Source organism: Kribbella sp. NPDC104740 (assembly GCF_055583505.1).
The window spans coordinates 442703-467522 of sequence record NZ_JBVJNV010000003.1; the positions used below are offsets into that span (position 1 = coordinate 442703).

The 24820-nt window shown below is 71.4% G+C and carries 22 protein-coding genes; 10 read left to right on the top strand and 12 right to left on the bottom strand.

Annotation, left to right across the window (positions count from 1 at the left end):
* Positions 1-46 precede the first annotated feature (46 nt).
* From ACZ6Z4_RS18240 to ACZ6Z4_RS18270, 7 genes are all read right to left on the bottom strand, one after another.
* On the bottom strand, positions 47-1654 hold the full coding sequence (locus ACZ6Z4_RS18240; protein ID WP_465565132.1) for an MDR family MFS transporter: 1608 nt from the start codon (positions 1652-1654) through the stop codon (positions 47-49).
* Complete coding sequence (locus ACZ6Z4_RS18245) at positions 1651-2307, bottom strand: acyl-CoA-like ligand-binding transcription factor (protein WP_465566779.1); 657 nt, start codon at positions 2305-2307, stop codon at positions 1651-1653. Before ACZ6Z4_RS18245 ends, ACZ6Z4_RS18240 begins: the two co-directional genes overlap by 4 nt.
* A gap of 75 nt (positions 2308-2382) precedes the next feature.
* Complete coding sequence (locus tag ACZ6Z4_RS18250; protein WP_465565139.1) at positions 2383-3426, bottom strand: dihydrodipicolinate synthase family protein; 1044 nt, start codon at positions 3424-3426, stop codon at positions 2383-2385.
* 1 nt (position 3427) lies between these two features.
* A complete protein-coding gene (locus ACZ6Z4_RS18255; protein WP_465565142.1) occupies positions 3428-4444 on the bottom strand; it encodes an NAD-dependent epimerase/dehydratase family protein in 1017 nt (338 codons plus the stop codon).
* The gene (locus ACZ6Z4_RS18260; RefSeq protein ID WP_465565145.1) at positions 4441-5625 is read right to left on the bottom strand and encodes an N-acetylglucosamine-6-phosphate deacetylase; all 1185 of its coding nucleotides are present in this window, start codon (positions 5623-5625) and stop codon (positions 4441-4443) included. Before ACZ6Z4_RS18260 ends, ACZ6Z4_RS18255 begins: the two co-directional genes overlap by 4 nt.
* Complete coding sequence (locus ACZ6Z4_RS18265) at positions 5612-6370, bottom strand: 6-phosphogluconolactonase (RefSeq protein ID WP_465565148.1); 759 nt, start codon at positions 6368-6370, stop codon at positions 5612-5614. Before ACZ6Z4_RS18265 ends, ACZ6Z4_RS18260 begins: the two co-directional genes overlap by 14 nt.
* A 4-nt stretch (positions 6371-6374) precedes the next feature.
* The gene (locus ACZ6Z4_RS18270; RefSeq protein WP_465565151.1) at positions 6375-7919 is read right to left on the bottom strand and encodes a glycoside hydrolase family 3 protein; all 1545 of its coding nucleotides are present in this window, start codon (positions 7917-7919) and stop codon (positions 6375-6377) included.
* A 169-nt stretch (positions 7920-8088) separates the two neighbouring features.
* Here ACZ6Z4_RS18270 and ACZ6Z4_RS18275 point away from each other — a divergent pair, with 169 nt between their 5' ends.
* The 8 genes from ACZ6Z4_RS18275 to ACZ6Z4_RS18310 all read left to right on the top strand — a co-directional run bounded on the left by ACZ6Z4_RS18275 (position 8089) and on the right by ACZ6Z4_RS18310 (position 17570).
* Positions 8089-9366, top strand: a complete 1278-nt coding sequence (locus ACZ6Z4_RS18275; RefSeq protein WP_465565154.1) for an ABC transporter substrate-binding protein — start codon at positions 8089-8091, stop codon at positions 9364-9366.
* On the top strand, positions 9363-10286 hold the full coding sequence (locus tag ACZ6Z4_RS18280; protein ID WP_465565159.1) for a carbohydrate ABC transporter permease: 924 nt from the start codon (positions 9363-9365) through the stop codon (positions 10284-10286). Before ACZ6Z4_RS18275 ends, ACZ6Z4_RS18280 begins: the two co-directional genes overlap by 4 nt.
* Positions 10283-11116 carry a carbohydrate ABC transporter permease gene (locus tag ACZ6Z4_RS18285; RefSeq protein WP_465565165.1) on the top strand — a complete coding sequence of 278 codons (834 nt, stop codon included), beginning with the start codon at positions 10283-10285 and terminating at the stop codon, positions 11114-11116. Before ACZ6Z4_RS18280 ends, ACZ6Z4_RS18285 begins: the two co-directional genes overlap by 4 nt.
* Complete coding sequence (locus ACZ6Z4_RS18290) at positions 11113-12318, top strand: Gfo/Idh/MocA family protein (RefSeq protein ID WP_465565168.1); 1206 nt, start codon at positions 11113-11115, stop codon at positions 12316-12318. Before ACZ6Z4_RS18285 ends, ACZ6Z4_RS18290 begins: the two co-directional genes overlap by 4 nt.
* On the top strand, positions 12315-13301 hold the full coding sequence (locus tag ACZ6Z4_RS18295; RefSeq protein ID WP_465565170.1) for a LacI family DNA-binding transcriptional regulator: 987 nt from the start codon (positions 12315-12317) through the stop codon (positions 13299-13301). Before ACZ6Z4_RS18290 ends, ACZ6Z4_RS18295 begins: the two co-directional genes overlap by 4 nt.
* An 11-nt stretch (positions 13302-13312) precedes the next feature.
* Entirely contained in the window at positions 13313-14167 is an 855-nt protein-coding gene (locus ACZ6Z4_RS18300; RefSeq protein ID WP_465565173.1) for a LamG domain-containing protein, read from the top strand.
* A 41-nt stretch (positions 14168-14208) separates the two neighbouring features.
* On the top strand, positions 14209-16662 hold the full coding sequence (locus ACZ6Z4_RS18305; RefSeq protein WP_465565175.1) for an excinuclease ABC subunit UvrA: 2454 nt from the start codon (positions 14209-14211) through the stop codon (positions 16660-16662).
* 71 nt (positions 16663-16733) lie between these two features.
* On the top strand, positions 16734-17570 hold the full coding sequence (locus ACZ6Z4_RS18310; RefSeq protein WP_363671856.1) for an SAM-dependent methyltransferase: 837 nt from the start codon (positions 16734-16736) through the stop codon (positions 17568-17570).
* Positions 17571-17685: 115 nt separating this feature from the next.
* On the opposite strand, the gene ACZ6Z4_RS18315 is transcribed toward ACZ6Z4_RS18310, so the two are convergent.
* Genes ACZ6Z4_RS18315 through ACZ6Z4_RS18325 form a run of 3 tightly spaced genes read right to left on the bottom strand, consistent with a single transcriptional unit; the run spans position 17686 to position 20421 of the window.
* Positions 17686-18231, bottom strand: a complete 546-nt coding sequence (locus ACZ6Z4_RS18315) for an Lrp/AsnC family transcriptional regulator (protein WP_465565184.1) — start codon at positions 18229-18231, stop codon at positions 17686-17688.
* Positions 18228-19697, bottom strand: coding sequence for an aldehyde dehydrogenase family protein (locus tag ACZ6Z4_RS18320; RefSeq protein ID WP_465565190.1), 1470 nt, complete (start codon positions 19695-19697; stop codon positions 18228-18230). The genes ACZ6Z4_RS18315 and ACZ6Z4_RS18320 overlap by 4 nt, the downstream gene beginning before the upstream one ends.
* Entirely contained in the window at positions 19687-20421 is a 735-nt protein-coding gene (locus tag ACZ6Z4_RS18325) for an SDR family NAD(P)-dependent oxidoreductase (protein WP_465565193.1), read from the bottom strand. Before ACZ6Z4_RS18325 ends, ACZ6Z4_RS18320 begins: the two co-directional genes overlap by 11 nt.
* Before the next feature lie 113 nt (positions 20422-20534).
* Between ACZ6Z4_RS18325 and ACZ6Z4_RS18330 the strand changes: the two genes are divergently transcribed.
* Together ACZ6Z4_RS18330 and ACZ6Z4_RS18335 are read left to right on the top strand one after the other, a co-directional pair.
* Entirely contained in the window at positions 20535-20981 is a 447-nt protein-coding gene (locus ACZ6Z4_RS18330) for a MarR family winged helix-turn-helix transcriptional regulator (protein WP_465565196.1), read from the top strand.
* Positions 20978-22198, top strand: coding sequence for an MFS transporter (locus tag ACZ6Z4_RS18335; protein WP_465565202.1), 1221 nt, complete (start codon positions 20978-20980; stop codon positions 22196-22198). The genes ACZ6Z4_RS18330 and ACZ6Z4_RS18335 overlap by 4 nt, the downstream gene beginning before the upstream one ends.
* Positions 22199-22201: 3 nt before the next feature.
* Here the strand turns inward: ACZ6Z4_RS18335 and ACZ6Z4_RS18340 are convergent, their stop codons facing one another.
* Positions 22202-24091: an FtsX-like permease family protein gene (locus ACZ6Z4_RS18340; protein ID WP_465565208.1), complete on the bottom strand. Its 1890-nt coding sequence runs from the start codon at positions 24089-24091 to the stop codon at positions 22202-22204.
* A 69-nt stretch (positions 24092-24160) separates the two neighbouring features.
* Positions 24161-24781 carry a TetR/AcrR family transcriptional regulator gene (locus ACZ6Z4_RS18345; RefSeq protein WP_465565214.1) on the bottom strand — a complete coding sequence of 207 codons (621 nt, stop codon included), beginning with the start codon at positions 24779-24781 and terminating at the stop codon, positions 24161-24163.
* Between the last annotated feature and the right edge of the window lie 39 nt (positions 24782-24820).

Consider the following 24820-nt stretch of genomic DNA (forward strand, 5'->3'; position numbering starts at 1 on the left):
GCGGCGGGGAGGGGTGGCCCGGGCCGAGCGGGCCCGGGCCTGCGGCTCAGACCTCGTCCTGCACCAGCTTCTCGCGGGCCTCTTCCTCGGCCCGTCGTTCGGCGCCGCTGGTGGTCATCAGCGGCTTCTCCTTGATGAACAGCACCGCGACCAGCGCCAGCACCGCGAACGGGACCGACATCATGAACAGGTCCGCGGTCGCCGCGCCGTACGCGTTCTCCACCACAGCGCGCGCCTGCTCCGGCAGCTCCTGGATGTTCGGCACCGCGCCACCACCGCCGGACGAGGCACCGCCCGGGTTCAGCGTCTCGGTGACCTTGTTGGCCAGGATCGCGCCGAGCACGCTGACCCCGATCGTGCCGCCCATGCTGCGGAAGAAGCTGACCGCCGAGGTCGCCGCCCCGAGCTCACGTGCCGGGACGTCGTTCTGCGCGGCGAGCACCAGGTTCTGCATCACCAGGCCGATGCCGACCCCGAGCACGATCATGAACGCCCACAGCAGGTACTTCGACGTGTGCGCGTCGATCGTGCCGAACAGTCCCAGCCCGATCGGCAGCAGCACGCTGCCGACGACCAGGTAGATCTTCCACTTGCCGTACTTCGTGATCAGGCCACCGGCGATCGTCGAGGCGACCATCATGCCGAGGATCATCGGCAGGCTCATCAGCCCGGCCTTGGTCGGCGAGTACCCCTGGGCGATCTGGAAGTACTGCGCCAGGAACACCGAGCCACCGAACATCGCGACACCGACCAGCGCGCTGGCGACGATCGACAGCGTCACCGTGCGGTTGCGGAACAGGTCCATCGGGATGATCGGCTCGGGGTGCTTGCGCTCGACCATCACCGCGGCGACCAGCGCGGCCAGGGCGACACCGACGAGCAGGAAGCTCCAGCCCGAGGCCCACTCGAACTTGTTGCCCGCGAACGACGACCAGACCAGCAGCGTGCTGACCCCGGCGGTGATCAGGAACGCACCCCACCAGTCGATCTTCACGTCCCGGCGCACGGTCGGGAGCTTCAGCGTCCGCTGCAGCAGCACGATCGCGGCCAGCACGAACGGCACGCCGACCAGGAAGCAGGCCCGCCAGCCCAGCGGCGAGTCGACCAGGAAGCCGCCGAGCAGCGGACCGCCGACGGTCGCCGAGGCGAAGATCGCGCCGAAGATGCCGGAGTACCGGCCGAGCTCGCGCGGCGGGATGATCGCGGCCATCACGATCTGGACCAGCGCGGTCAGGCCGCCGGCGCCCAGCCCCTGCAGGACCCGGCTGCCGAGCAGGACCTCGATGTTCGGCGCGAACCCGGCCACCAGCGAGCCGATCACGAAGAAGCCCAGGGATAGCTGGACGAGCAGCTTGTTGTTGTAGAGGTCGGCGAGCTTGCCCCACAGCGGCACGGTGGCCGTCATCGTCAGCAGCTCCAGGGTGACCACCCAGGTGTACGACGACTGGCTCGCGCCGAGGTCGTGGATGATCCGCGGCAGCGCGGTCGACACCACGGTGCCGGCCAGGATCGCCACGAACATGCCCATCATCAGGCCGGAGATGGCCTGCACGGTCTGGCGCGGAGTGAGGGCGGCCACCTCGGCGGCGGCCGCCTCCGGCGGGGTGACCTCGCCCGCCGCGTCGGACGGCGTGGGCGATGAGGTCGTTGTCATGACTGACCTTCCTGATCTCTGGTGAGAATTGTTCTGTCGTACGCGGGGTCCAGGCCGTCGGCGAGCAGCGCGAACGCCTCGTCGACCAGCGTGGTCAGGCCGGGCACCTCGTGCCCGCCCGCGAGCTTCTGCTTCTCCGCCGCGACCCGGACGGCGGTGGTGACGGCGCCGACCAGCAGCGCGGGACGCAGCGACGTCGCCGGCTCGCCCATCCGCTCGGCGAGCGCGGCGGACAGCGCCCGCTCGTCCTCGGCCCCGAGCAGCACGAACTGCGCCAGCAGCGCCGGCGACCGCCCGATCAGCTCGAAGCGCTGCTTGGCGTCGCCGGCCTTGTCCTCGAAGTCGGCCAGCGCCTGGCTGACCAGCACCCGCAGCATGGTCAGCGGCGACTGCTCGGCCGGCGCCTCGCGCAGCCGGGTCAGCGAGCGCTCGAGGTCCTCGGGATCGCGCCCGAGGATGGCGTGCTCCTTGTGCGGGAAGTAGTTGAAGAAGGTCCGCACTGAGACGTCGGCGGCCTCGCTGATCTCCTCGACCGTGACGTTGTCCGGCCCCTTCTCGATCGCCAGCCGCAGGGCCGCGGCGGCCAGGGCGAGCCGCGTCTCCCGCTTCTTGCGCTCGCGCCGGCCACCGGCCACGACGTCCTCGGTCTGCATCACGAGATCTATGGTGACTCGAACTTGCAGTCCGTGCAAACTATTTGTGACTGCAATCTTGCAGTCACGCAGTGATCACTCTCCGTGCTCAAGCCATCGATTCAAGTGGGCGGCCACGAACGCGTCGTCGGTCAGGTGCGGGTACGCCGCGATCACCCGGTCCAGCTCCTCGGCCTGTCCCGGGGACAGCCGCTCTTCGGGGTCGAGCAGGTGGATCCCGTCCAGCAGCCCCTGCCGGCGCAGCACCTCGTGGATCCCGGCCACGCAGCCCGCGAAGTTCCCGGCCACATCGAAGACGGCAGCGTTGGCGTCGGTGAGCTGCGCCCCCAGCGTCAGCAGCTCGGCGGAGACGGGCTCCCGGCGGACCCGCTCGAACAGCTCGACCGCGGCCCGCGTCCAGACGGCGTTCTGCCCGAGCAGCCCACCGACGATCCGCTGCGACACCTGCTTCCCGTCGACCATGAACCGGTACGTCGTCAGCAGGTCCGCGACGATGTTGTCGTCGTTCCCGGTGTAGAGCGCGACCTCGGCGGCGCGGCTCGACGTACAGACCGCGCGGACCACATCGATCGTCCGGTACCGGTCGAACGGCGCGATCTTGATCGCCGCCAGGCTCGGCAGCTCGGCCAGCCGGGCCCAGAAGCTGTGAGGCAGCGCCGGACCGCCGACGGCCTGCTGCAGGTAGAACCCGAACACCGGCAGCACCTCACCGACGGCCGCGATGTGCTCGATCAGCTCGTCCTCGGACGCGTCGCCGAGCCCGCGCAAGATCACCATCGCCAGGTCGTACCCGAGCTCGGCCGCGAGCTTCGCCTCGGCGACGGCCTGCTCGACCGGACCGGCGACACCGGCCACCATCACGATCGGCCGGTCCCGCGGCGTCTCGCGAACCGTCTCGACAGCCAGCCGCAGCACAGGTTCGAGCAGGCCGGCGTCGCGGATGCCGAACTGGGTGGTGTGCACACCGACGGCGAGACCACCGGCGCCGGCGTCGAGGTAGTAGCGGCTGAGCGCCCGCTGGCGGCGTACGTCGAGCTGCAGGTCGGGTGTCAGCGCCAGCGGGTGGGCCGGGATCAGGACGCCCTCGCGGAGCGCGGCAGCAGTTGCTTCAGGCAACATCTCAGAACCGCCCGTCGCGCTGCTGGAAGTGCGTCGCCTTGTCGTGCGTCGCGCCATCGGAACGCACCCAGTCGGCCGTCCACTCCAGCAGCGTGCCGAGCGCGACCTGCGGGTATCCGAACAGCCGGTGCGCCTTCGCCGCGTTCGACAGCAGCGCCGTCGGCTCCTCCGTCCCGGAGAACCGCACCGGTACGCCGAGCAGCTCGCCGAAGCGTTCCGCGACCCAGCGCACCGACGCGGTCTCGGGTCCGGCCAGGTTCAGCACGAACGGCGGCGCCGAGCAGTGCTCCAGCATCCGCAGCGTCCACGCGTTCACGTCGCCCTGCCAGATCACGTTGACGTTGCCCATCCGCAGGTCCACCGGCTCGCCGCGGGCGACCGTCCGCGCCAGCTCCAGCAGTACGCCGTACCGCAGCTCGACCGCGTAGTTCAGCCGCGCGATCGCCACCGGCGTGCCGTTGGTGCGCGACCAGTGCTCGAAGAGCCGCTCGCGGCCCAGGCAGGACTGGGCGTACTCGCCGACCGGGTCCGGAGCGACGGTCTCGTCGGCGCCGCCGGACGTCACCGGGAGCAGCGGGTAGACATTTCCGGTGCTGAAGGCAACGATCCGGGCGTCGCGGAAGCGCTGCGCGACCAGGCCGGGCAGGTACGAGTTCAGCGCCCAGGTCTGGTGCTCGCCGCCACTTGTCCCGAACTTGCGGCCGGCCAGGTAGATCACGTTCGGCGCGGACGGCAGGGCGGCGAGCTGGTCGCCGTCCATCAGGTCGGCCTTGGCCAGCTCGACGCCGCCGTCCCGCAGCCGAGTCGCGGTCTCGTCGTCGAGGTTGCGGGCCACGCCGATCACGCGGTTGTCCTTGCCGGCCTTGTCCAGCGCCCGGCGGGCCATCAGCGCGAGCTCGGGGCCGAGCTTGCCGCCGACGCCGAGCAGCATCAGGTCGCCGTCGAGCTGGGCCAGGCCGTCCACGACCTCGGGGGTCGGAGCGGACAGGGCGTCGTACAGGTCGGTGAGCGTCTTCATCGGGTCTCCTCACTGGACACGGACGGCGAGCGGTGGATCCACCGGCCGCCGGACATCGTCGCGACGACCGACAGGTCCCCGCCGAGCACCGCCAGGTCTGCGTCGTGACCGGGCGCCAGCCGGCCCTTCCGGTCGAGGCCGAGCACCTGCGCGGGCCGCGTACTGGTGGCGGCGACGGCCTCGGGCAGCGGCCAGCCGAGCCCGCGGTGCAGGTGGACGAGCATCTGACTCAACGGCGTGACGCTGCCGCCGAAGGCGTCCTGGCCGACGATCTTGCCGACGCCGTCGACCACCTCGCACTCGACGACACCGAGGCGGTAGCGGTACCCGTTCGGCATCCCGGCGCCCGGGGTGGCGTCGGAGACCGCGACCAGCCGCCCGGGCAGGCAGCGGCGGGCGATCTCGATCAGCACCGGCGGCAGGTGGTGCCCGTCGGCGATGATCTCCGCGGTCAGACCGTCGGAGGCGAGCGACTCCTCCAGCAGGCCGGGGACCCGGTACGGTCCCTCGCGCACTGTCGTGGACTGGCAGCTCCAGAGATGGGTGAGGTGACTCAGCCCGCCGGCGACCGCCGCATTGAAGTCCGCGGCGCGGGCCGAGCTGTGCCCGGCGGCCACCACGACACCCGCGCCGGCGAGAAGGCGTACGAACTCGGCGGCACCGTTCAGCTCGGGGGCGACGGTCACCATCGTCACCAGGCCATCGCGCGCGAGCAGCCGGTCGGCGTCGGCGGGTGACGGCGCCCGCAGGACGGACGGGTCGTGCGCGCCGCACTGGTCGGCGGCGAGGTACGGGCCCTCCAGGTGCACGCCGTGCAGCCCGCCGCGACCCACTGACCCGGCCAGCGCGTCGAGGCGCTGCTCCAACTCGTTCGGCGCGGCCGAGACCAGTGACGCCTGCAGCGTGGTGACGCCGTGCCGCGCGTGGAACGCCACCACCTCGCGATGCGCCTGCGGGTCGGGCTCGTCGAACGACCGCCCACCGCCGCCGTGCACGTGCAGGTCCACCAGCCCCGGCACGATCGTGCAGCCGTCGTACCGGGCGGTGGACGCCGGCGCCTCCGCATCCGGTACGACGGCCGCGATCACACCGTCGCGGACGACCACCGAGAACCCGTCGACGACCTCGTCGGGCAGCACCAGCCGCGCGCCGGTCAGAACCTGCGGCTCAACCCCGGCCATCGGGCGCCGACTCGACGTCGAGGAAGAGCCGGACCCGCGGGTGGGTGCGCAACGCGGTCCCCGGGAAGTCCGGCCCGATCGGCCGGGTCAGCGTGTCGTGCACCGCCTGCCGCTTCGGTGCGCCGGGGACCGAGGCGATCACCTCCCGCGCGTTCAGCAGTCGCGGGATCGTCACCGTCACCGCGTGCGTCGGTACGTCGTTCAGCGTGGCGAAGTGCGCCTCGTCGACCTGTTGCCGGCGGCTCGTCGCATCCAGCGCGACCACCTTCGCCGCCCGCGGATCACCGAAGTCGGCCGGCGGGTCGTTGAAGGCGAGGTGCCCGTTGACGCCGAGGCCGAGCAGCACCAGGTCGAACGGCTCGTCCCCCATCAGCTCCTCGTACCGTTTCGCCACCGTCTCCGGGTCGGCAGCCGGCTCGATCGGCCAGAAAGTTGCCTGTGGCACCTGATCGAGGAAGGTGGCGCGCAGCCAGTTCGCGAAGCCCTGCGGCGCGTCCGGCGCCAGGCCGACGTACTCGTCCATGTGGAAGCAGACCACGCGATCCCAGTCGATCCCCGGCTGCCGCGCCAGCGCGGTCAGGGTCGCGGCCTGGCTCGGCGCCGCGGCCAGCATCAACCGGGCCTGCCCGCGTTCCGCGATCGCCTGCCGCAGCACCGTCGCAGCGTCCCCGGCCGACGCCAGCCCGAGCGCGTCCCGGGTCGGATAGGTCCGCGTCCGCGGCGGATGGTCGATCCCGACGGTCATCAACTCACTCCTCGTTGGTCAGTACGTCGAACGCCGCGTCGATCGCGGCGTCGGTCACGATCCCGAACGCGTCCACGGCCGGCGCCGTCAGCACCCGCCCGGCGCACTCCGCGAAGGCCTCCGCGGGCTCCCCGGAGTTGATCACCACGACTGCGTTCGCATCCCCCACGGCGTCACGCACCACCTCGAGCTGCCGGGCGAGCGGCACCGCACCGGGGTCGACCACCGGAATCAGCAACGCCCCGGGGTTCCGCGCGCCGACCTTCGCCAGCGCACCCGGCACCAACGCTTCGGGCTCCAAGGTCACCTGCAGCCGACGCCGCACACCGACCTCGCTGAACCTGCGGGCCAGAGCGGAGTCCCCCACCACAACCTGCTTCGGTCCGACAACCACTGGCTCCCGCATGAACAACGACACCGTCGCCGACCGGCGCGGGTCCTCCCACGTCAGCGCCTCGTCGAGCGCCGCCGCCCGCTCGAAATCCAGTGGCTGCGGGTCGTCGAGCCCGATCGCCACCCGCGCCCGCAGCAACCGCCGGACGCTCGCGTCAATCTGCTCCTCGTCGAGCCGCCCCTCGGCCAGCGCCGCGAGCAGGTGGTCGACGATCCGCGGCGCCTCAGCGGCCGCGCACTTCGCGTTCGCCACATCGGCGCCGGCCCGCAACGCCAGCACCGCGCCCTCGGCGACGTCGTACTGGCGAGAGACCGCGGCCATCCCGAGCGAGTCGGTGATGATCACCCCCTCGAAGCCCAACTCCTCCCGCAACCACACCCGGTTGACCGTGCGCGAGAAGGTCGCCGGGACGTCGATGCCGAGCGCCGGGAGCTCCAGGTGCGCGACCATGATCGACGCCACGCCGGCCTCGACGGCCGCCCGGAACGGCGCCAGGTGGATCTCCTCGTGCTGCTCGGCGGTCCGCGCGACCCGCGGCAGATCCAGGTGGCTGTCGACGCTGCTGTCCCCGTGTCCCGGGAAGTGCTTGGCCGTCGCGAGCATCCCGTGGTCCTGGTAGCCACGGATCTGCGCGGCACCGAGCGCCGCGGTCTGCTCCGCTGGTACGCCGTACGCCCGGATGCCGAGGATCGGGTCGTCGGGCACGGTGATCACGTCGACGCAGGGGCTGAAGGTCCAGTGGAACCCGGCGGCCCGCGCCTCCAGCGCTCCGGCCGCGGCGACCCGGTAGGCCAGCTCCGCGTCACCGGTGAGCCCGATCCCGCGCGGGTAGGGGAAATCGGTCCCGCCGCTGCCGAGCGCGTAGGCCAGGCCGCTCTCCAGGTTGCCCGCGAGCAGCGCCGACGGCAGGCCGGCCGCGGCGCAGGTCTGCCCGACCTCGTCGTGATACCGCGCGGCGGCGGAGACCGGCATCGCCGGGACACTGTGCAGCGCCCCGATCCCCAGCTCGAGCGCCGCCCGCGTCGCGGCGTCCGGGCGGCAGTCGGCCACCCCGGGCACGACCAGCACCAGCTGGGCCAGCTTCTGCGCCGGGGTCAACCGGCCCAGCAGGTCGTCGATCCACCGCTCACCGCGATCGCTCAGCGTTCCGGCCATGCCTCACGTCCTTGTCAAAGGTTTGCACAGATTCGGGAACCAATCCTGAGTGGAACAGCAGAAGCTGTTGACCACAAGGCAGGACCAGCCTACGGTTCCCCTACCGTTTGTCAAAGGTTTGCACAGATCCGGAGGAACTCTCATGCCAGCGCTGACACGACACCCTCGGATGACCGCCGTCGCCGCCGGCGCGGCGCTGCTGCTGACCGGCTGCGGTCTCGGTGGCGCCCCGGCGACCGCGCCGGTCGACACCGGCGGCAAGGTCGAGGGGACGATCACCTTCCAGACGATGCAGCTGTCGCCGACCTTCGACGACTACCTGAAGGCGACCATCGACGCGTTCGAGGCCAAGTACCCCGGGACGACGGTGAAGTGGACCGACATCCCGAGCAACGCCGCCGCCCGTAAGGTCAGCGCCGACGCGATCGCCGGGACGCTGCCGGACGTGATGGACCTCGACACCGGGACGCTGGCCCCGCTCGGCCGCAAGGGCCTCACCGTCGACATGGCCACGGCCGCCGGGGACGTCAAGGACAGCTACGTCGCGACCGCCTGGCAGTCGTTCGCCTTCGGCGGCACCGGCGCGGCAGCCCTGCCCTGGTACCTGAACACCCCGGTCCTGATCGCGAACAAGGCGGTCCTCGGCAAGGCCGGCCTCGGCTCCAGCCCCGACCCCACCGGGTACGACGAACTGCTCACCCGCTCGGCGCAGATCGCGAAGGCGACCGGCGTCGCGGGCTTCCAGCCGACCGAGACCGGTTTCGCGAACTCGCTGCTCACCGTCGGGGTCCCGCTCGTCGACGAGACCGGCGCCAAGGCCGTCGTCAACACTCCCGAAGCCGTCGCCTTCGTCGCGAAGCTCGCCGAGCTCTACCGCTCCGGCGGCATCCCGAAGGACAGCGTCAGCGCCAAGGAACGCAGCGAGATCGAGACCTTCTCCGAGGGCAAGACGGCGTACCTGGAGTCGGGTGGCTCCCGGCTCAAGATCATCAAGGAGAACTCGCCGGCCGTGTTCGGCAGCGTCGCGGTCGGCAAGCCGCTCGGCGACGCGGCCAAGCGGACCTGGGTGGTCGCGCACGGTCTGGCCGTCCCCACCAAGTCCGGCAACCTGCCGACCGCCGTGGCGTTCGCGAAGTTCCTCACCTCGGCCGAGAACCAGCTGGCGCTCGCGAAGGTCTCCAGCGTCTTCCCCAGTACGACGGCGTCGCTGAACGACCCGTTCTTCGCCGTCGGCGACGGTGACCTGACCGCGGCCGCCCGCCGGATCGCGGCCACCGGTCTGCGCGACGGCCGGACCACGGTCAAGCCGCCCGCCGCGGACGCGGAGTACGGCGCGACGCTGTGGTCGGCCGTCCAGCCCGCGATCATCGGCGACGTCCCGCCGGCCCAGGCGCTCGGCGACGCCGAGGCCAAGCTGACCAAGATCCTCCAAGAGCGGCAGAAGTGACCACCATCGCCACCGGCCGCCGGGTGCGGGTCCGGCGCGTCGCCGCCCCCGCCGCGCGCCGGCACCGCTGGTACGTACCGCTGTTGTTCATCGGCCCGGCGCTCGCGCTGCAGATCACGTTCTTGTTCCTGCCGCTGGCGAACACGTTCGTTCTGGCCTTCACCGATGCCAGCACGCTCGGCGGTGGCCGGTTCACCGGTCTGGCCAACTTCTCCGAACTGCTGGCCGACACCACCTTCTGGAACGCCGCCGGTCGCACCTTCCTCTACATGGCGGTCTGCGTCCCCGCCCTGGTGATCATGTCGACCTGCTTGGCGGTACTGGTCAACACCAGACTGCGCGGCGCCGCCCTGGTCCGGCCGCTGCTCTTCTCGCCGATGGTGCTCCCGCTGGCCGTCATCGCGGTCGTCTTCCAGTACCTGCTGAACTCCGACGGCCTGGTCAACACGGTCCTGCAGGGGCTGCGACTGGTCAGCGAGCCGGTCCCGTTCCTGACCGATCCCGACCTGGCGCTGTTCAGCCTGACGCTGGTGACGATCTGGAAGGGCTGCGCGCTCTACACGCTGATCACACTGGCGGCGTTGCAGAACGTCTCCCCCGAGCTCGACGAGGCCGGTCGGCTGGACGGCGCGGGCTGGTTGCGCCGGACGCTCAGCGTCACGCTGCCGCAGATCCGGGGCACCACGGTGATGATCGCGATCCTGGCCGCGATCGCGACGCTGCGGGTGTTCACCGAGCCGTTCGTGATCACCGGCGGCGGGCCTGGCGACTCCACCCAGACGATCGTCGTCTACCTGTTCCAGAAGGGCATCTCGCCCGGGACCGACGCCGGCTACGCGTCCGCGATCAGCCTGGTGCTGTTCGTCTTCGTGCTGGTCGTGTCCGGTCTCAGCTGGCTCGTCTCCCGGAGGACCCGATGAGCACCCCGATCAGCACCCGCGAGAAGCTCGTCCGCTGGCCGTTGATGGCGCTCGCCGTCGCGACCGTGCTCGGCCCGCTGCTCTGGCAGGCCGGTACGGCGCTGAAGAGCGCGGGCGAGTCGGCCGTCGGTTTCCCCGGCACGCTGCTGCCGCAGCACCCGACGCTGGAGAACTTCGCGACCGCGTTCACGCAGATCCCGCTGGTCCGCTACCTGCTCAACTCGGTCGCCATCTCGGCGATGGGGATGACCACCAACCTGGTGCTCGCGACCCTGACCGGTTACGCGCTGGCCCGGATCGCGTTCCGCGGCCGGAGCCTCTACACGATGTTGCTGCTGGCAACGGCTGTGCTGCCGTTCGAGGTGATCCTGGTGTCGACGATGCTGGTCACCCGCGACCTCGGGCTGAACGACACCCTGCTCGGGGTGGTGCTGCCGCAGGCGGTCTCGATCGTCGCGATCTTCGTGATGCGCCAGGCCTTCCTGCGGATCCCCGACGAGCTGGCCGAGGCGGCGGCGATCGACGGCGCCGGACCGTTCCAGGTGTTCTGGCACGTGATGCTGCCCTCGGTCCGCGGGTCGCTGGCCGTGGTCGCCGTGCTCGGCTTCCTCGACTCCTGGGACCACTTCATCTGGCCGCTGGTGATCCTCAGCGACCCGTCGAAGTACCCGGTGAACGTCGGCGTGCAGTACCTGTCCGGGACCTTCTCCGCCGACCAGCGGGTGATCTCCGCCGCCGCGATCGTGGTGATGATCCCGCCGCTGCTCGTCTACTTCCTCCTGCAGAAGCAGGTCTTCAAGGGCCTGGCCGAGGGAGCGCTGAAGGGATGAGACCCACCGTCCTGCTCGCCGGTACGGCGGGCTACGGCCGCACCCATCTCGACCAGCTGCTCACCTGGCACGCCGAGGGCGTCGTCCGGCTGGCCGCTCTGGTCGACGTGAACGTCACCGCCGAGACCCGGCAGCTCGCTGCGGCGGCCGACCCGATCTGGGCCCGCTCGATCGAGGAAGCTCTCGACCGGACAGCGATCGAGCTGGCCGTCGTCGCGACCCCGCCGCACACCCACTACCCGCTCGCCCGCACCATCCTGGACGCCGGAATCGCCCTCTACCTGGAGAAGCCACCGGTCCCGCTGCTGCAACAGCTCGACGCGCTCAAGCCCGTACGCCGGGCCGAAGTCGGCTTCCAGCTCGCCCGCGCGTCGATCGAGGCCCTCGAAACGGTCGTGGCCGCCGGGACGATCGGCGAGGTCACCCGCATCACCGCCCACGGCTGCCTGGCCCGTCCGGACTCGTACTACGCCCGCAACGCCTGGGCGGGCTCCTGGTTCGCCGACGGCCAGGCGGTCCTGGACGGACCGCTGTTCAACCCGCTCGCCCACGTCGTGCACACCGCGCTCACGCTCGCCCGCCGGGTCGACCCGGCCTGGCGACCGGACAGCGTGCAGGCCGAGTTCTCCTCGGTGCACGAGATCAGCGGCGACGACACCGCGGCGATCCGGGTCCGGTCGCTGTCCGGCCCGACGGTGCTCGCCGTCGGAACCACCGTGGCCGACATCGTCGGCGAACCGTCGGTCACCGTGCACGGCACGCGCGGGCAGGTGACGGTCCGGCACCGCGACGCCGCCGGGTTCGTCGTCACCGACGGCGTCCGGTCCGCACTGCCGGCGCTCCCGGCACCGGTCGCACCGCTGCTCGCCGCGCTCCGGGACCTCGACGGGCCGCCCGATCCGCTGATCAGCCTCGACGCCGTCCGGCCCTTCGTCACCGTCGTCAACGCGGCGGTCCAGGCGGTCGGCGCACCGACGAGCATCGCCGCGCACCAGCACGTCGTACCGGCCGGGGACGAGACGCGGCGCACGCTTCCGGGCCTGTCCGGGCTGATCGGCGAAGCGGTCAGCACTGGTAGCCTCTTCAGCGAACTGGGCGTGGCATGGGCCGGTCCGACCGGCTCGATCGGCCTTTCCAGGTACGACGGCCTGTCCCACCCCGCGCTGAGCCCGGACCGTTCGGTGGACCGGGAGGCGAGATGAGCGCGCGGGCGCGGGCGGCAACTCTCAAGGACGTCGCCGAGGCGGCCGGGGTGTCGATCTCGACCGTCTCCCGGGTCTTCTCCAGCCCGGGCCGGATCTCCCCGGAGACCTCTCGCCGGGTCCGCGAGGTGGCGAGCCGGCTGCGGTTCTCCCCGAACGTGATGGCCCGCTCGCTGATCACCGGGACCTCGCCGAACATCGGGCTGGTCGTACCGGACATCTCCAACCCGTACATGACCACGCTGCTGAAGGCCGCGCAGCGGGTGTCGCGGCTGCAGTCGACCGGCATCTTCGTCGCCGACACCGACGACAGCGCCGACATCGAGCGCGAGGTCTGCGAGCAGTTCGCCCAGCAGAGCCGCGGTGTGGTGCTCTGCGCGCCCCGGATGAGCACCTCGCACATCCGCGAGATCAGCCAGCTCGTCCCGCTGGTGCTGGTGAACCGGGTGGTCGAGGGCATCCCCTGCGTCTTCACCGACTCCCGCGCCGCGTTGCGCGAGATCGTCGACGACCTGGTCGGCCAGGGCCATCGCCGGATCGCGTACCTGCCCGGCCCGGCCGCCTCGTGGTCCAACAAGCAGCGCGCCCGGACGGTGACCGACCGGGCCAAGGCTCTCGACGTCGAGCTCGTCCGGCTCGACCCGACCGAGGGCTTCCACGCCGACGGCGTCGCCGCCGCCGCGGCCGTCGTCGAGTACGGCGTGACCGCGGTGATGGCGTTCGACGACGTCCTCGCGGCCGGCCTGGTGGAAGGACTCCGCCGCCTCGGCAAGTCCGTCCCCGACGACGTCAGCGTGACCGGCCACGACGACATCCTGTCCGAACTGGTTCACCCCGGTCTGACCACCGTGACCGGACAGAGCGACCGCGTCGGCCAGCTGGCCGTCTCGCGGCTGCTGGACGGCTCCGACTCCGTCGAGGCCGTCGGCGTCAAGGCGACCGTCGTTCGCCGCATGTCCACCGCAGCACCCCGCCCGGCCTGAAAGGACCCGCCATGTCCGACTCACCCAGCCGCCGCCGCTTCCTCACCCTCACCCTCGCCGCCGCCACCTCGGTGGCCGCCGCGCCCGCCGCCCAGGCGTTTGCCTGCGGCAACTATGACGGCGCGGTGCTCCAGGACTCCCCGGTCGCGTTCTGGCGACTCGCCCGCGCGACCTCCGGCAGCGAGGCGCCCGTCGTCGGCGGAGCCGCCCTGACCGGCACCTACGCGGGCTCCCGCACCGCCACCACCCTCCCGAACGGCGACCGCGCGACCGCGTTCGACGGCGCCACCGGGTACTTCGAGGTACCGGACCACGCCGTACTGAGCCCCGCGACCAAAGGCGTCCTCACGCTCGAGGCGTGGATGCGGCCCGACACCCTGCAGTTCCCGCACGCCCAGAGCAGCGGCTACGTGCACTGGATGGGCAAGGGCGAGACCAACCAGCACGAGTACGTCGCCCGGATGTACTCCCAGGTCAACACCGAGAACCGGCCCAACCGCATCTCCGGCTACCTGTTCAACGCCACCGGCGGTCTCGGCGCCGGCTCGTACTTCCAGGACCCGGTCGTCGCCGGCGCCTGGATCCACTACGTCCTGGTGATCAACGCGAACGCGAAGAGCACCAGCTACCCCAACGGCTACACCAAGATCTACCGCGACGGCGTCCTGCGCGACACCGACGACCTGAGCATCTCCGGCCAGATCATCGTCCCCTCGGACGGCACCGCCCCGCTACGGATCGGCACCCGCGACTTCGGCTCCTGGTTCCAGGGCGCCGTCGGCAAGGTCGCCGTCTACTCCCGGGAGCTCACCCCGGCCCGGATCGCCGCCCACCAGCAGGCGATGACCGCCACGCGCCGGCGTTGACCTCGCCCGGACCGTTGCCGTCGGCTCCTTACGATGAGCTCATGCGATGGGGCGAGCAGGTCTCGGTGCGTGGCGCGCGGGTGCACAACCTCAAGGACGTCGACGTCGACGTCCCCCTCCGGCAGCTCGTCGGGCTGACCGGGGTCTCCGGGTCCGGGAAGTCCTCGCTCGCGCTCGGTGTCCTGTACGCCGAGGGCTCGCGTCGCTACCTCGAGGCGCTCTCCACCTACACCCGGCGCCGCCTCTCCCAGGCGGCGCGGGCCGACGTCGACGCGGTCGACGGTGTGCCGGCGGCGATCGCGCTGCACCAGCGGCCCGGCGTACCGGGGGTGCGGAGCACGTTCGGTACGGCGACCGAGCTGCTCAACGCGCTCCGGCTGATGTACTCGCGGCTCGGCGTGCACCGCTGCCCGAACGGGCACCCGGTCCCGCCGACGATCGAGATCGCCTCGACCGGGTTCGCGACCTGCCCGGTCGACGGGGAGCGGTTCGCGGCGCCTGGTGCGGAGGAGTTCGCGTTCAACTCCGACGGCGCCTGCCCGACCTGCTCGGGGACCGGGGAGACGCGGCAGATCGACCAGCGTTCGCTCGTCCCGGACGAGTCGCTGTCGATCGAGCAGGGCGCGGTCGCGGCCTGGGGATCGTTCGGTGCCGGGCTGCTGCCGCAGGTGGTCGCGCAGCTCGGCGTACGGACCGATGTGCCGTTCCGGGAGCTGACGCCGGCCGAGCGCGAGACCGTGCTGCACGGCGAGGAGACCTCGCGGGTCGTGGTGGTGGCGAGCAAGAAGGGCAACGCGTTCGAGCTGAACGCGACGTACCGGAACGCGAACCGGGTGATCGAGGACGCTCTCGGCAACGCGCAGAGCGAGACGGCGGTGACGCGGCTGGACCGGTTCGTGCACGTCGCCGAGTGCCCGACGTGTGGTGGGTCGCGGCTGAACGAACGGGCTCGGTCGGTGCCGCTGAACGGGGTCACGCTGGACGTGATCTCGACCTGGCCGCTCGACCGGACGACCGAGTTCGTCCGCGCGCTGCCGGCAACACTCGCCCCGGAGCTGCGGCGGATGGCCGAGCAGATCGTCGAAGCCTTCACGGCGAACGCCGATCACCTGCTCGGCCTGGGCCTCGGGTACCTGTCGCTGGGGCGCGCGTCGCGGACGCTGTCGACGGGTGAGCTGCAGCGGGTGCAGCTGAGCCGGACGCTGCGGAGCAGTGCGACCGGGCTGCTGTACGTGCTTGACGAGCCGTCGATCGGGCTGCACCCGAGCAACATCGACGCGCTGATGCAGGTCGCGCGCCGGCTGATCGAGACCGGGAACTCGGTGGTGCTGGTCGATCACGACGTCCGGGTGCTGCGGCACGCGGACTGGCTGATCGAGATCGGTCCGGGCGCAGGCTCCCAAGGTGGCCGAGTAGTTGCCGCTGGCAAGATCCCGGAACTGGAAGCGGCCGGCGGCTCACTGATCGGCGGGTTCCTGAGCGGCCGCGAGCCGACAGTCGTCCGCCCGCGGGTGGACGACGTCTTCGAGCACGGCCGGATCCATCTGGAGACCGGTCCGCGCTTCACCCTGCACCCGTTGGACGTCGACTTCCCGCTGCAACGCCTGACCGCGGTGACCGGCGTCTCCGGTTCCGGCAAGACCACGCTCGTACTGGAGAGCCCCGCCGCGGCACTCGGCGCGCGCCACGACGACCGCCCGCTGCCCACCCATGTGCAGCGACTAGAAGCGGACGAGATCGAGCGAGTGGTCGTGGTCGACGCGACTCCGATCGGACGCAACGTGCGATCGACCGTCGCGACGTACAGCAACCTCCTGGACGATCTCCGCCGGGCCTTCGCCCGGGAGACCACCGAGTACGCCGCGGCCGACTTCTCCTACAACACCGGCAGTCTGCGCTGCCCGCAGTGCGAGGGCACCGGGCAGATCTCGCTCGACGTGCAGTTCCTCCCCGACGTCGAGATCCCCTGCCCGCTGTGCGGCGGCACCCGCTACAGCGCGAAGGCCGACGAAGTCACCCTCGACGGGCTGACCATCGCCCAGGCCCTCGCGCTGACCGTCGCCGAGGCTCGCCACCACTTCCCCAAGCTCCGCAAGCTGCAGGCCCGGCTGCGCACGCTCGACGAGGTCGGCCTCGGCTACCTGATCCTCGGCGAGGCGACCCCGGCGCTGTCCGGCGGCGAGGCGCAGCGCCTCAAGCTCGTCGCCGACCTGGAGAAACCGCAGCGGGGCACGCTGTTCGTCTTCGACGAGCCGAGCGTCGGCCTGCACCCGGGCGACCTCCGCGTCCTGCTCACCGTGCTCGACCGCCTGATCGCCGCCGGCGCGACGGTGATCGTCATCGAGCACGACACCGACATGATCGCGAACGCGGACCACGTGATCGATCTCGGGCCCGGCGGCGGTGACCAGGGCGGCCGGATCGTCGCGGCGACTACTCCGCAGCGGCTGCACGAGTTCCCGGAGAGCGTGACCGGCCGGTACATCAACCGCTAGGGCCTGGTCACGGGCTGCGCCGCAACCGCTACGATTCTTTCCTACTTCACGGGACAGCGCGAGGAGCAGCGATGAGTGACCTTCCGGACGAGAGCGCGAACGCCGACCGGATCGACCTGAGCGTGCCGCACAGTGCCCGGGTGTACGACTACTTCCTCGGCGGCAAGTCGAACTTCGCGATCGACCGGACGGCCGGCGACCACCTGCTGGAGGCGTTCCCGGGGTTCCGGACCGCCGCCCAGTCGAACCGGATGTGGATGCACCGGGCCGCCAAGTACGTCGCCGAGCGCGGCATCACCCAGTTCCTCGACGTCGGCACCGGCATCCCGACCAGCCCGAACCTGCACGAGGTGGTCCAGGCGATCGTGCCGCAGGCGCACGTCGTGTACGCCGACAACGACCCGATCGTGCTCTCGCACTCGCGTGCCCTGCTGGTCAGCGCGCCGGAGGGGGAGACGGCGTACGTCGAGGCCGACGTGACGAACCCGCAGGCGATCCTGGAATCGGACGAGGTCCGCTCGCTGCTCGACCTGAGCAAGCCGGTCGCGCTCAGCCTGGTCGGGGTCTTCCACTACATCACCGACGACCAGAAGCCGTACGAGCTCGTCCAGCAGCTGCTCGAGCCGCTGGCGTCCGGCTCGTTCCTGATCTTCTCGCACTGCACGCCGGACTTCGCGCCGGCGATGTGGGAGCAGGCGATCCAGGTCTACAAGGCCGACGGCGGCGACGCGCAGGTCCGCAGCAAGGCCGAGATCGAGCAGTTCTTCACCGGTCTGGAGCTGGTCGAGCCGGGCGTCGAGGTCCCGTTCCGCTGGCACCCGGACGAGGAGACCGAGCAGCTCGCCGAGCGCAACGTCTTCACCGACGTCAGCTGCAGCCTCTGGGTCGGCGTCGCGAAGAAGCCCTGACCGGTCGCCTGACGTCCTCGGTACTCGAACCAGTCGTCGCCTGACGTCTTTCAAGTACCGACCCTCGATCGGTGGCCGGTACTTGAAAGGCGCTAGGCGGATTGAGCCAGGGGCTTCAACCGGGCTGCTCGATCTTGCCGAGCAGCCCGGCCCCGAAGTTCTTGGCCGGCATCTCGGCCACCGAGAGCAACGTCGCCGTGCGCTGGATCCCGGGGATCCGCCAGACGTCTTCCATCAGGATCGTCCGCAGCTCGGCGTAGTCGCGGACCCGCATCCGGATCAGCAGGTCGAGGTCGCCGGTGACGAGGGTGACGTCCTCGACCTCGGCCAGCTCCCAGAGCCCGGTCATGATCGTCGCGACGTCGTACCCGGCGGCCGCCTCGATGGACAGGAACACGACCTGCCCGTAGCCGATCGCCGACCAGTCGACCTGCGCGCTGAACCCGGTGATCACGCCGTTGCGTTCCAGCCGGGCCATCCGCTCGCCGACGGTCGGGGCGGAGACACCCAGCTGGGTGGCGATCTGCCGCTGCGACGTCCGGCAGTCCTCGACCAGGATCTTCAGCAGCGCCAGGTCGACGCCGTCCAGCTCGTACGGTTCCCGGGCCGCCGCGGCGACCTCGCGGATCCGGGCCAGCGACGAGTTGTTGTCCGCGATCATCCGGCAAACCCTAGAGCCGTTTCGGACACCAGCCGCAACTGGGTGAAGGCCAGGATGCCCTCGACGCCGCCCTCGTAGCCGTAGCCGGAGTTCCCGAGACCGCCGAGCGGGGCGTCGGGCAGCGACGGCGCGAGCTGGTTGATCCCGAGGTTGGACGCGTTCAGCCGCCGTACGACGTGCTCGCGCACACTCAGCCGATCGGTGAACAGGTACGCCGCGAACGAGTACGGCGCCGCGTTCGCGGCCGCGATCGCGTCGTCCAGCGCGCCGAACGACGACACGGTCGCGATCGGGCCGAACGGCTCCTCGGACAGGATCGCGGCCCCGGCGTCGAGCGCGAGCCCGGCGACGACCGTCGGCGCGAAGTAGAACCCGTCCCGCTCGACCTGCCGGCCACCGGTGGTGATGGTTCCGCCGTGTGCGACGGCGTCCTCCGCGAGCCGGACCAGCGCATCCACGCGCCCCTGATGAGCCACCGCGCCGAGCGTCACGCCCAGCTCGGTCCCGTGCCCGAGCACGTACGCAGCCGCCCGCGCGGTCAGCCTGGCCACGAACTCGTCGTACAGCGACTCGTGCACGAAGTACCGCGACGGCGCGACGCACGACTGACCGGCCGACCCGAACTTGGCGCCCGCGGTCGTCGCGATCACCTGGTCGACGTCCGCGTCGTCCATCACCAGGACCGGCGCGTGACCGCCCAGCTCCAGCACCGTGCGGATCAGCTGCGGCGCCGCCTGCGCGGCCAGCGTCTTCCCGACCGCGGTCGAGCCGGTGAACGACAACGCCTTGATCCGGTCCGACGCCGTGAGCTGCTCCGACACCGCACCGGGATCACCGAAGACCAGGTTCACCACGCCGTCCGGCAGCCCGGACTCGACGAGCAGCTCGACGACGAGCCGCGCGGTTGCCGGCGCGAACTCCGACGCCTTGAACACCACCGTGCACCCGGCCGCGAGAGCCGCGCCGAGCTTGCGGGTCGCGAGCACCGCCGGGAAGTTCCAGGCCGTGATCACCGCGACCGCGCCGAGCGGCGTCGGCACCGACGTACGGCGGGAGCCGGGGACGACGCCCGGGAACGCGGTCGCCTGAACGCGGCCGGCCTGCTCGCCGTTCCAGCGCAGGGTCTCGGCCGCGCGGCCGATCTCGCCGCGCGCGTCCGCCTCGGTCTTGCCGGTCTCCAGCAGGATCGTCGCGACCGCCTCCTCGGTCCGGTCGGCGAGCAGGTCCGCCGCCCGGCGCAGGATGCCGCCGCGCTCGCTCGCCGCCGACGCCGACCACGCGGGGAACGCATCGGAGGCCGCCGCGATCGCCCGCTCGACCTGCTCGGCCGAGGCCAGCGAGACCGACCCGACGACCTGACCGTTGCCTGGGTCAACGTTCTCCAGAGCCCCGGCCTCGCCTGCGACCCAGGCGCCGCCGACGTACAGGTCCGCACTCATCCGGGCCGCGCCGACGTCAACGGACATAGGAAGCACCGTTCACGTCGATCGTCGTCCCGGTCGCGTGCTTGGCCAGCCCGGTGGCCAGGAAGGCGATGATGTTCGCGACGTCCTGCGGCTGCGCGACCTCGCCCAGCCCGGTCTGCTCGGCGGCGACCGCGACGCCGACGGTGTCGCGGAACTGCGCGTTGAGGTCGGTGTCGACGTACCCCGGCGCCAGCGCGAACGCGGTCACGCCGTCGCGCCCGTACTGCCGGGCGATCGTGCGCGTCATCGCCACCACCCCGGCCTTGGCCGCCGCGTAGTGCCAGTACTCCGGGTCCTCGCCGCGGAAGGCCGCGCGGGACGCGAGGTTCACGATGATCCCGCCGCCGTCCTGCGCCGAGTACGCCGCGACCGCCGCGCGGCAGAGCACCGCGGGCGCCTTGAGGTGCAGGTCGAGCGAGAAGTCCCAGACCCGCAGCCACTCGTCGAGCGGCGCGTCCAGCGGAGCCGGCGGGTAGGCGCCGGCGTTGTTGACCAGTACGTCGATCCGCCCCTTGACCGCCCACGCGTCGTCCCAGAGCCGCCCGGTCGCGGCCAGGTCGGTCAGGTCGGCGACCAGCGGCGTCGCCTGGTCACCGAGCTCCGCGGCGAGGGCCTCCAGCGCCGACTCCGCGCGGTCGTGGATCAGCGCGTGCCCGCCCTGGGCGACCACCGTCCGGGCTGTCGCGGAACCGATCCCTCCGCCCGCACCGGTGATCAGAACCACCTTTTCTTGAAGATCGCCCACCTCATTGCCTCCAAATCATCGAACTCGTAAGGCAAACGATGCCACAGACCTTACACTGGAAACACATAGCATTCCTATGTAATATGGAGGACGTGATCGCGACAGACCTCTCCACGCTCGGTGTCGACGTCGTAGTGGCCTCGGCCCGGCTGAGCCGCCTGGCCAGCCGGGACGTCAGCGCCCTGCCGCACGCGGCGATGCGCCTGCTCGGCCGGCTCGACGAGCTCGGGCCGACCCGGATCAGCGAGCTCGCCAAGGCCGACCGCTGCTCGCAGCCGACGATGTCGACGCTGGTGCAGCGCCAGGAGGACAGCGGGTGGGTCCGGCGCGAGCCCGACCCGGCCGACTCCCGGGCCAGCCTGATCAGCCTCACCGACGCCGGTCTCGCCGAGCTGAACCGGGCCCGGCACGAGGCCGGTGCGGCCATCGCCCAGCGGCTGGTCCAGCTCCCCGCCGCCGACCTCACCACGCTGGAGGTCGCGGTCACCGTCCTGCAGAAGATCCTCACCCTCGAACCAGTGGAGGAAAACCCCCGGTGAGCAGCACCAGCAGCTCCTTCCTGAAGCAACCCAAGTCCGTCTGGGCGGTCGCCTTCGCCTGTGTGATCGCCTTCATGGGCATCGGCCTGGTGGACCCGATCCTCAAGCCGATCGCCGAGCAGCTGCACGCCAGCCCGTCGCAGGTGTCGCTGCTGTTCACCAGCTACATGGCCGTGATCGGCGTCGCGATGCTGATCACCGGCGCGGTCTCCAGCCGGATCGGCGCGAAGCGCACTCTGCTGATCGGTCTCGCGATCATCGTGGTGTTCAGCGCGCTGGCCGGCCTGTCGAACTCGATCGGCGCCATCGTCGCCTTCCGCGCCGGCTGGGGGCTCGGCAACGCCCTGTTCATCGCGACCGCGCTGGCCACCATCGTGAACTCCGCGGCCGGCTCGGTCGCCGAGGCGATCATCCTGTACGAGGCGGCGCTCGGCGTCGGGATCGCGGCCGGCCCGCTGGTCGGTGGCGAGCTCGGCACCATCTCCTGGCGCGGCCCGTTCTTCGGCGTCGCCGTGCTGATGACGATCGCGCTCGCCGCGACCGCGTTCCTGCTGCCCGCCTCGCCGCCGGCTCCCCGGCGGACGTCGATCCTCGAACCACTGAAGGCGTTGCGGCACCGGTCGCTGGCCACCGTCGCGGTCACCGCCCTGCTCTACAACTTCGGCTTCTTCACGCTGCTCGCGTTCACGCCGTTCCCGCTGGCGATGTCGGCCCGGCAGATCGGCCTGATCTTCTTCGGCTGGGGCATCGGCCTGGCCCTCACCTCGGTGTTCGCGGCGCCCTGGCTGCAGAAGCACTTCGGCACCCTGCCGGTGGTGATGGCGTCGCTGCTGCTGTTCGCCGCCGACCTGGCCGTGATGGGTGTCTACGCCCACCACCCGCACGTGCTCGCCGTCGGCGTGGTGGTGGCCGGGCTGTTCCTCGGCGTCAACAACACGCTGATCACCGAGGCCGTGATGGGTGCGGCTCCGGTGGAACGCGGTACGGCGTCGGCGGCGTACAGCTTCGTCCGGTTCTCCGGCGGCGCGGTCGCGCCGTGGCTGGCCGGCAAGCTCGGCGAGGAGGTCAACGTGCAGCTCCCGTTCTACGTCGGCGCCTTCGCCGTCGTGCTCGCGGTCGGCGCCCTGGCCACCGGCTGGAAGCCGCTCGCCCACCTGCGGATCCCGTCGTCGCACTCCAAGAGCGAGGCCGAAGCGCTCACCGTCGCCGACGCCTGAGCCTCACTCCCGACCGCCGAGGACCACGACCGGGCTGAACCGGGTCGTGGTCCAGGCGGTCAGCGCCGCCGTCCCACCGACGACGGCCAGCGCCCCCGCGAGGATGATCCCGAGCAGCGTCCACGGTACGGCGACCACCACCGTCCCGAACAGCTGCGCGGTCCCCGCGCCCACTCCCGCCAGCGCGGCGCCCGCGACGACGGCACCGAGCAGCACCCCGACCACGACCACCGTGATCGACTCGACCGTCGCGACCCCGACCACCTGGCGCCGGGTCAGCCCGGCCATCCGCGCCAGCGCGAACTCCCGCCGCCGTTCGGCCGCTGCCATCACCACGGCGTTCACCACGGCCACCGCCGCGTAGACCCCGGCCAGGCCCATCAGGACCGCGAAGATCCCGGTGTCGTCGCGCAGCTCGACGGCCGCCTTGTCCTCGGCCCACTCCCGCACGGTCCGCACCTCACCACCCGCCGCCGCCAACTCACCCGCAAGCGCCTTCAGGTCAGCACCAGGATCCACCCTCACCAACGTCTCCGTAGAACCCCGCGCCCCCTCGGTCAACGCCTTCGGTACGAAGAAGTTCTCCGTGACGTCCAGGGTCTCCGGCATGATCGCGACCACCTTCAGCACCCGCCGCTCGCCGCCGATCGTCGCCGTCACCGACTGGCCGAGCTTGTAGCCCTCGGCGGCCATCCCCGGCCCGATCGCGATCGTTGCCCCCGACAACTTGTCCAGCGAGCCGCGGCGCGGTCGCAGGTCGTGCGTGCGCTGGTAGCCGGCCGGGTCGATCCCGATCGCCTCCGAGTACGTCGTCCGCTTCTTCCCGGTGATCGCGACCGGCACCGTCGTCTGCTCCGACACCGCCGCGATCCCCGGGCCCGGGCGGACCGGCCCCTCGACCACCAGGTCCGCCGAGATCAGCTGCCGCTGCTCCTCCCCCACCGCCTTGGCCTGCGACCCGAACACACCCCACAGCCCCGCGAGCAGCCCGAACAGCACGATCAGCGGCGCCGCGGTCGCGGCACTTCGCCGTACGGCGTGCAGGACGCCGGCGCGGGCGAGGTCCGTGACGACGTGGCCGCGCAGCAGCAAGGCCGGCAGCCGTCCGGCGATCGGGACGACGACCGGGCTGAGCTGGCTCAGCGCGACCGAGCCGCTGATCATCACGCCCAGGGCGATCACCAGCCCCGCCACGAAATCCCGCGCCGCCTGCGCCGCGATCACCATCAGCAGCGTGGCCGCGGTCGACGACAGGCCCCAGAACCAGCGCCAGCCGGTCATCACCGGCATCGTCCGCGGCAGGTCGCCGATCGCTTCCAGCGGCTGGACACGGGACGCCCGCCAGGCCGCCGCGAAGGCGCCGACCACCGCCGTACCGACGCCGACGCACGCGGCGACCCACACCGGTCCCCACAGCCACGGCGCCTCGAACCAGGGCGGCAGGATGCCGACCTCGATCAGCAGTGCGGACTGCGCCCAGGTGCCGATCAGGCCGAGCAGCACCCCGAGGACCGTCCCGGCCAGCCCGGTCAAGGTTGCTTCGAGCAACAACATGAGCCGGAGGCTGCCGCGGTGCGCGCCGACCAGGCGAAGCAGTCCGAGCTCCCGGCGGCGCTGGACCACCGCGAAGCCGAACGTCGTACTGACCACGAACACCGTCAGGAACACGGCGAGCATCACCGACATCCCCAGCAGCGTGCCGGCCCCGGCGTACCCCTCGCGGATCTTCGCGCGCTCCAGACCGGACAGCCCGGGAGGCAACGCCGGTGCGTCGGTCGCAGCCAGCACCTGCAAGGCCGACTGGATCAGCCCGACCCCGAACGCCACCGCCACCACAGCACCCGCGAACAGGTGCCACCGATCCCGCAACGCCCCCAGCGACATCCTCAGCATGCCCCCAGCCAACCGGGCCGAGCAGCATCGAGCCCGGGCCGCAGCACCCGTTCACAGGTAGTGCGCGCGCTACCTCAGGTACACCAGCAGGGCAGCGACGTCCTCCTGGTTGAACGGCCTCGCACTGACCAGTGACTGCAGCAGCAGCCCGTCCAGCGCGGCGACCAGCAGGCTCGCCTTCTGGCGGTTGGTGGTGAACGTCCCCGCCATCTCCGTGAGCGGCTGCAGCCAGGCCCCGGCCGCCTCCCGCAGCTCCGGCCGCCTGGCAGCGAGCAGGTACAGCTCGTACGCCGCCAGCGTGCGTCCGCGGCGGTAGACGAGCAGGTGCTCGACCAGCCGGGCCAGCTCGTCCGCCGGCCTCGCGCCGAGCTCGGTCGCCCGCTCGTGCAGCTCGGCGGTGAGGTCCTCGGCGGCGCTGATCAGCGCCGCGACCAGCAGGTCGTCGAGCGTCGCGAAGTGGTACGTCGTCGAGGCCAGCGAGACACCGGCCTCGGCCGCGACCGCCCGGTGGCTGACACCGGCGACACCGGCCCGCTCGACCAGGGCGAGCGTCGCGCGCAGCAGCTCGTCGCGCCGCAATGCGCCGCGCGCCCGGCGCCCGTCGCTGCGCGGCACACCATCCTCCCGGCGCCGGTCGCCGCGCGCCCGCGACAGCCTCGCGCGCCCTTCCACCCCCTTGCTGACCTGCACGAACAGCAAACTAGCAAGACAGACGTACTGATTGTTTTT

What these genes read in the sequence shown, in the direction of transcription:
- ACZ6Z4_RS18240 (WP_465565132.1), bottom strand. Translation starts at nt 1,654, where the DNA reads ATGACAACGACCTCATCGCCCACGCCGTCCGACGCGGCGGGCGAGGTC.
- ACZ6Z4_RS18245 (WP_465566779.1), bottom strand. Translation starts at nt 2,307, where the DNA reads ATGCAGACCGAGGACGTCGTGGCCGGTGGCCGGCGCGAGCGCAAGAAG.
- ACZ6Z4_RS18250 (WP_465565139.1), bottom strand. Translation starts at nt 3,426, where the DNA reads ATGTTGCCTGAAGCAACTGCTGCCGCGCTCCGCGAGGGCGTCCTGATC.
- ACZ6Z4_RS18255 (WP_465565142.1), bottom strand. Translation starts at nt 4,444, where the DNA reads ATGAAGACGCTCACCGACCTGTACGACGCCCTGTCCGCTCCGACCCCC.
- ACZ6Z4_RS18260 (WP_465565145.1), bottom strand. Translation starts at nt 5,625, where the DNA reads ATGGCCGGGGTTGAGCCGCAGGTTCTGACCGGCGCGCGGCTGGTGCTG.
- ACZ6Z4_RS18265 (WP_465565148.1), bottom strand. Translation starts at nt 6,370, where the DNA reads ATGACCGTCGGGATCGACCATCCGCCGCGGACGCGGACCTATCCGACC.
- ACZ6Z4_RS18270 (WP_465565151.1), bottom strand. Translation starts at nt 7,919, where the DNA reads ATGGCCGGAACGCTGAGCGATCGCGGTGAGCGGTGGATCGACGACCTG.
- ACZ6Z4_RS18275 (WP_465565154.1), top strand. Translation starts at nt 8,089, where the DNA reads ATGACCGCCGTCGCCGCCGGCGCGGCGCTGCTGCTGACCGGCTGCGGT.
- ACZ6Z4_RS18285 (WP_465565165.1), top strand. Translation starts at nt 10,283, where the DNA reads ATGAGCACCCCGATCAGCACCCGCGAGAAGCTCGTCCGCTGGCCGTTG.
- ACZ6Z4_RS18290 (WP_465565168.1), top strand. Translation starts at nt 11,113, where the DNA reads ATGAGACCCACCGTCCTGCTCGCCGGTACGGCGGGCTACGGCCGCACC.
- ACZ6Z4_RS18295 (WP_465565170.1), top strand. Translation starts at nt 12,315, where the DNA reads ATGAGCGCGCGGGCGCGGGCGGCAACTCTCAAGGACGTCGCCGAGGCG.
- ACZ6Z4_RS18300 (WP_465565173.1), top strand. Translation starts at nt 13,313, where the DNA reads ATGTCCGACTCACCCAGCCGCCGCCGCTTCCTCACCCTCACCCTCGCC.
- ACZ6Z4_RS18305 (WP_465565175.1), top strand. Translation starts at nt 14,209, where the DNA reads ATGCGATGGGGCGAGCAGGTCTCGGTGCGTGGCGCGCGGGTGCACAAC.
- ACZ6Z4_RS18310 (WP_363671856.1), top strand. Translation starts at nt 16,734, where the DNA reads ATGAGTGACCTTCCGGACGAGAGCGCGAACGCCGACCGGATCGACCTG.
- ACZ6Z4_RS18315 (WP_465565184.1), bottom strand. Translation starts at nt 18,231, where the DNA reads ATGATCGCGGACAACAACTCGTCGCTGGCCCGGATCCGCGAGGTCGCC.
- ACZ6Z4_RS18320 (WP_465565190.1), bottom strand. Translation starts at nt 19,697, where the DNA reads ATGTCCGTTGACGTCGGCGCGGCCCGGATGAGTGCGGACCTGTACGTC.
- ACZ6Z4_RS18340 (WP_465565208.1), bottom strand. Translation starts at nt 24,091, where the DNA reads ATGCTGAGGATGTCGCTGGGGGCGTTGCGGGATCGGTGGCACCTGTTC.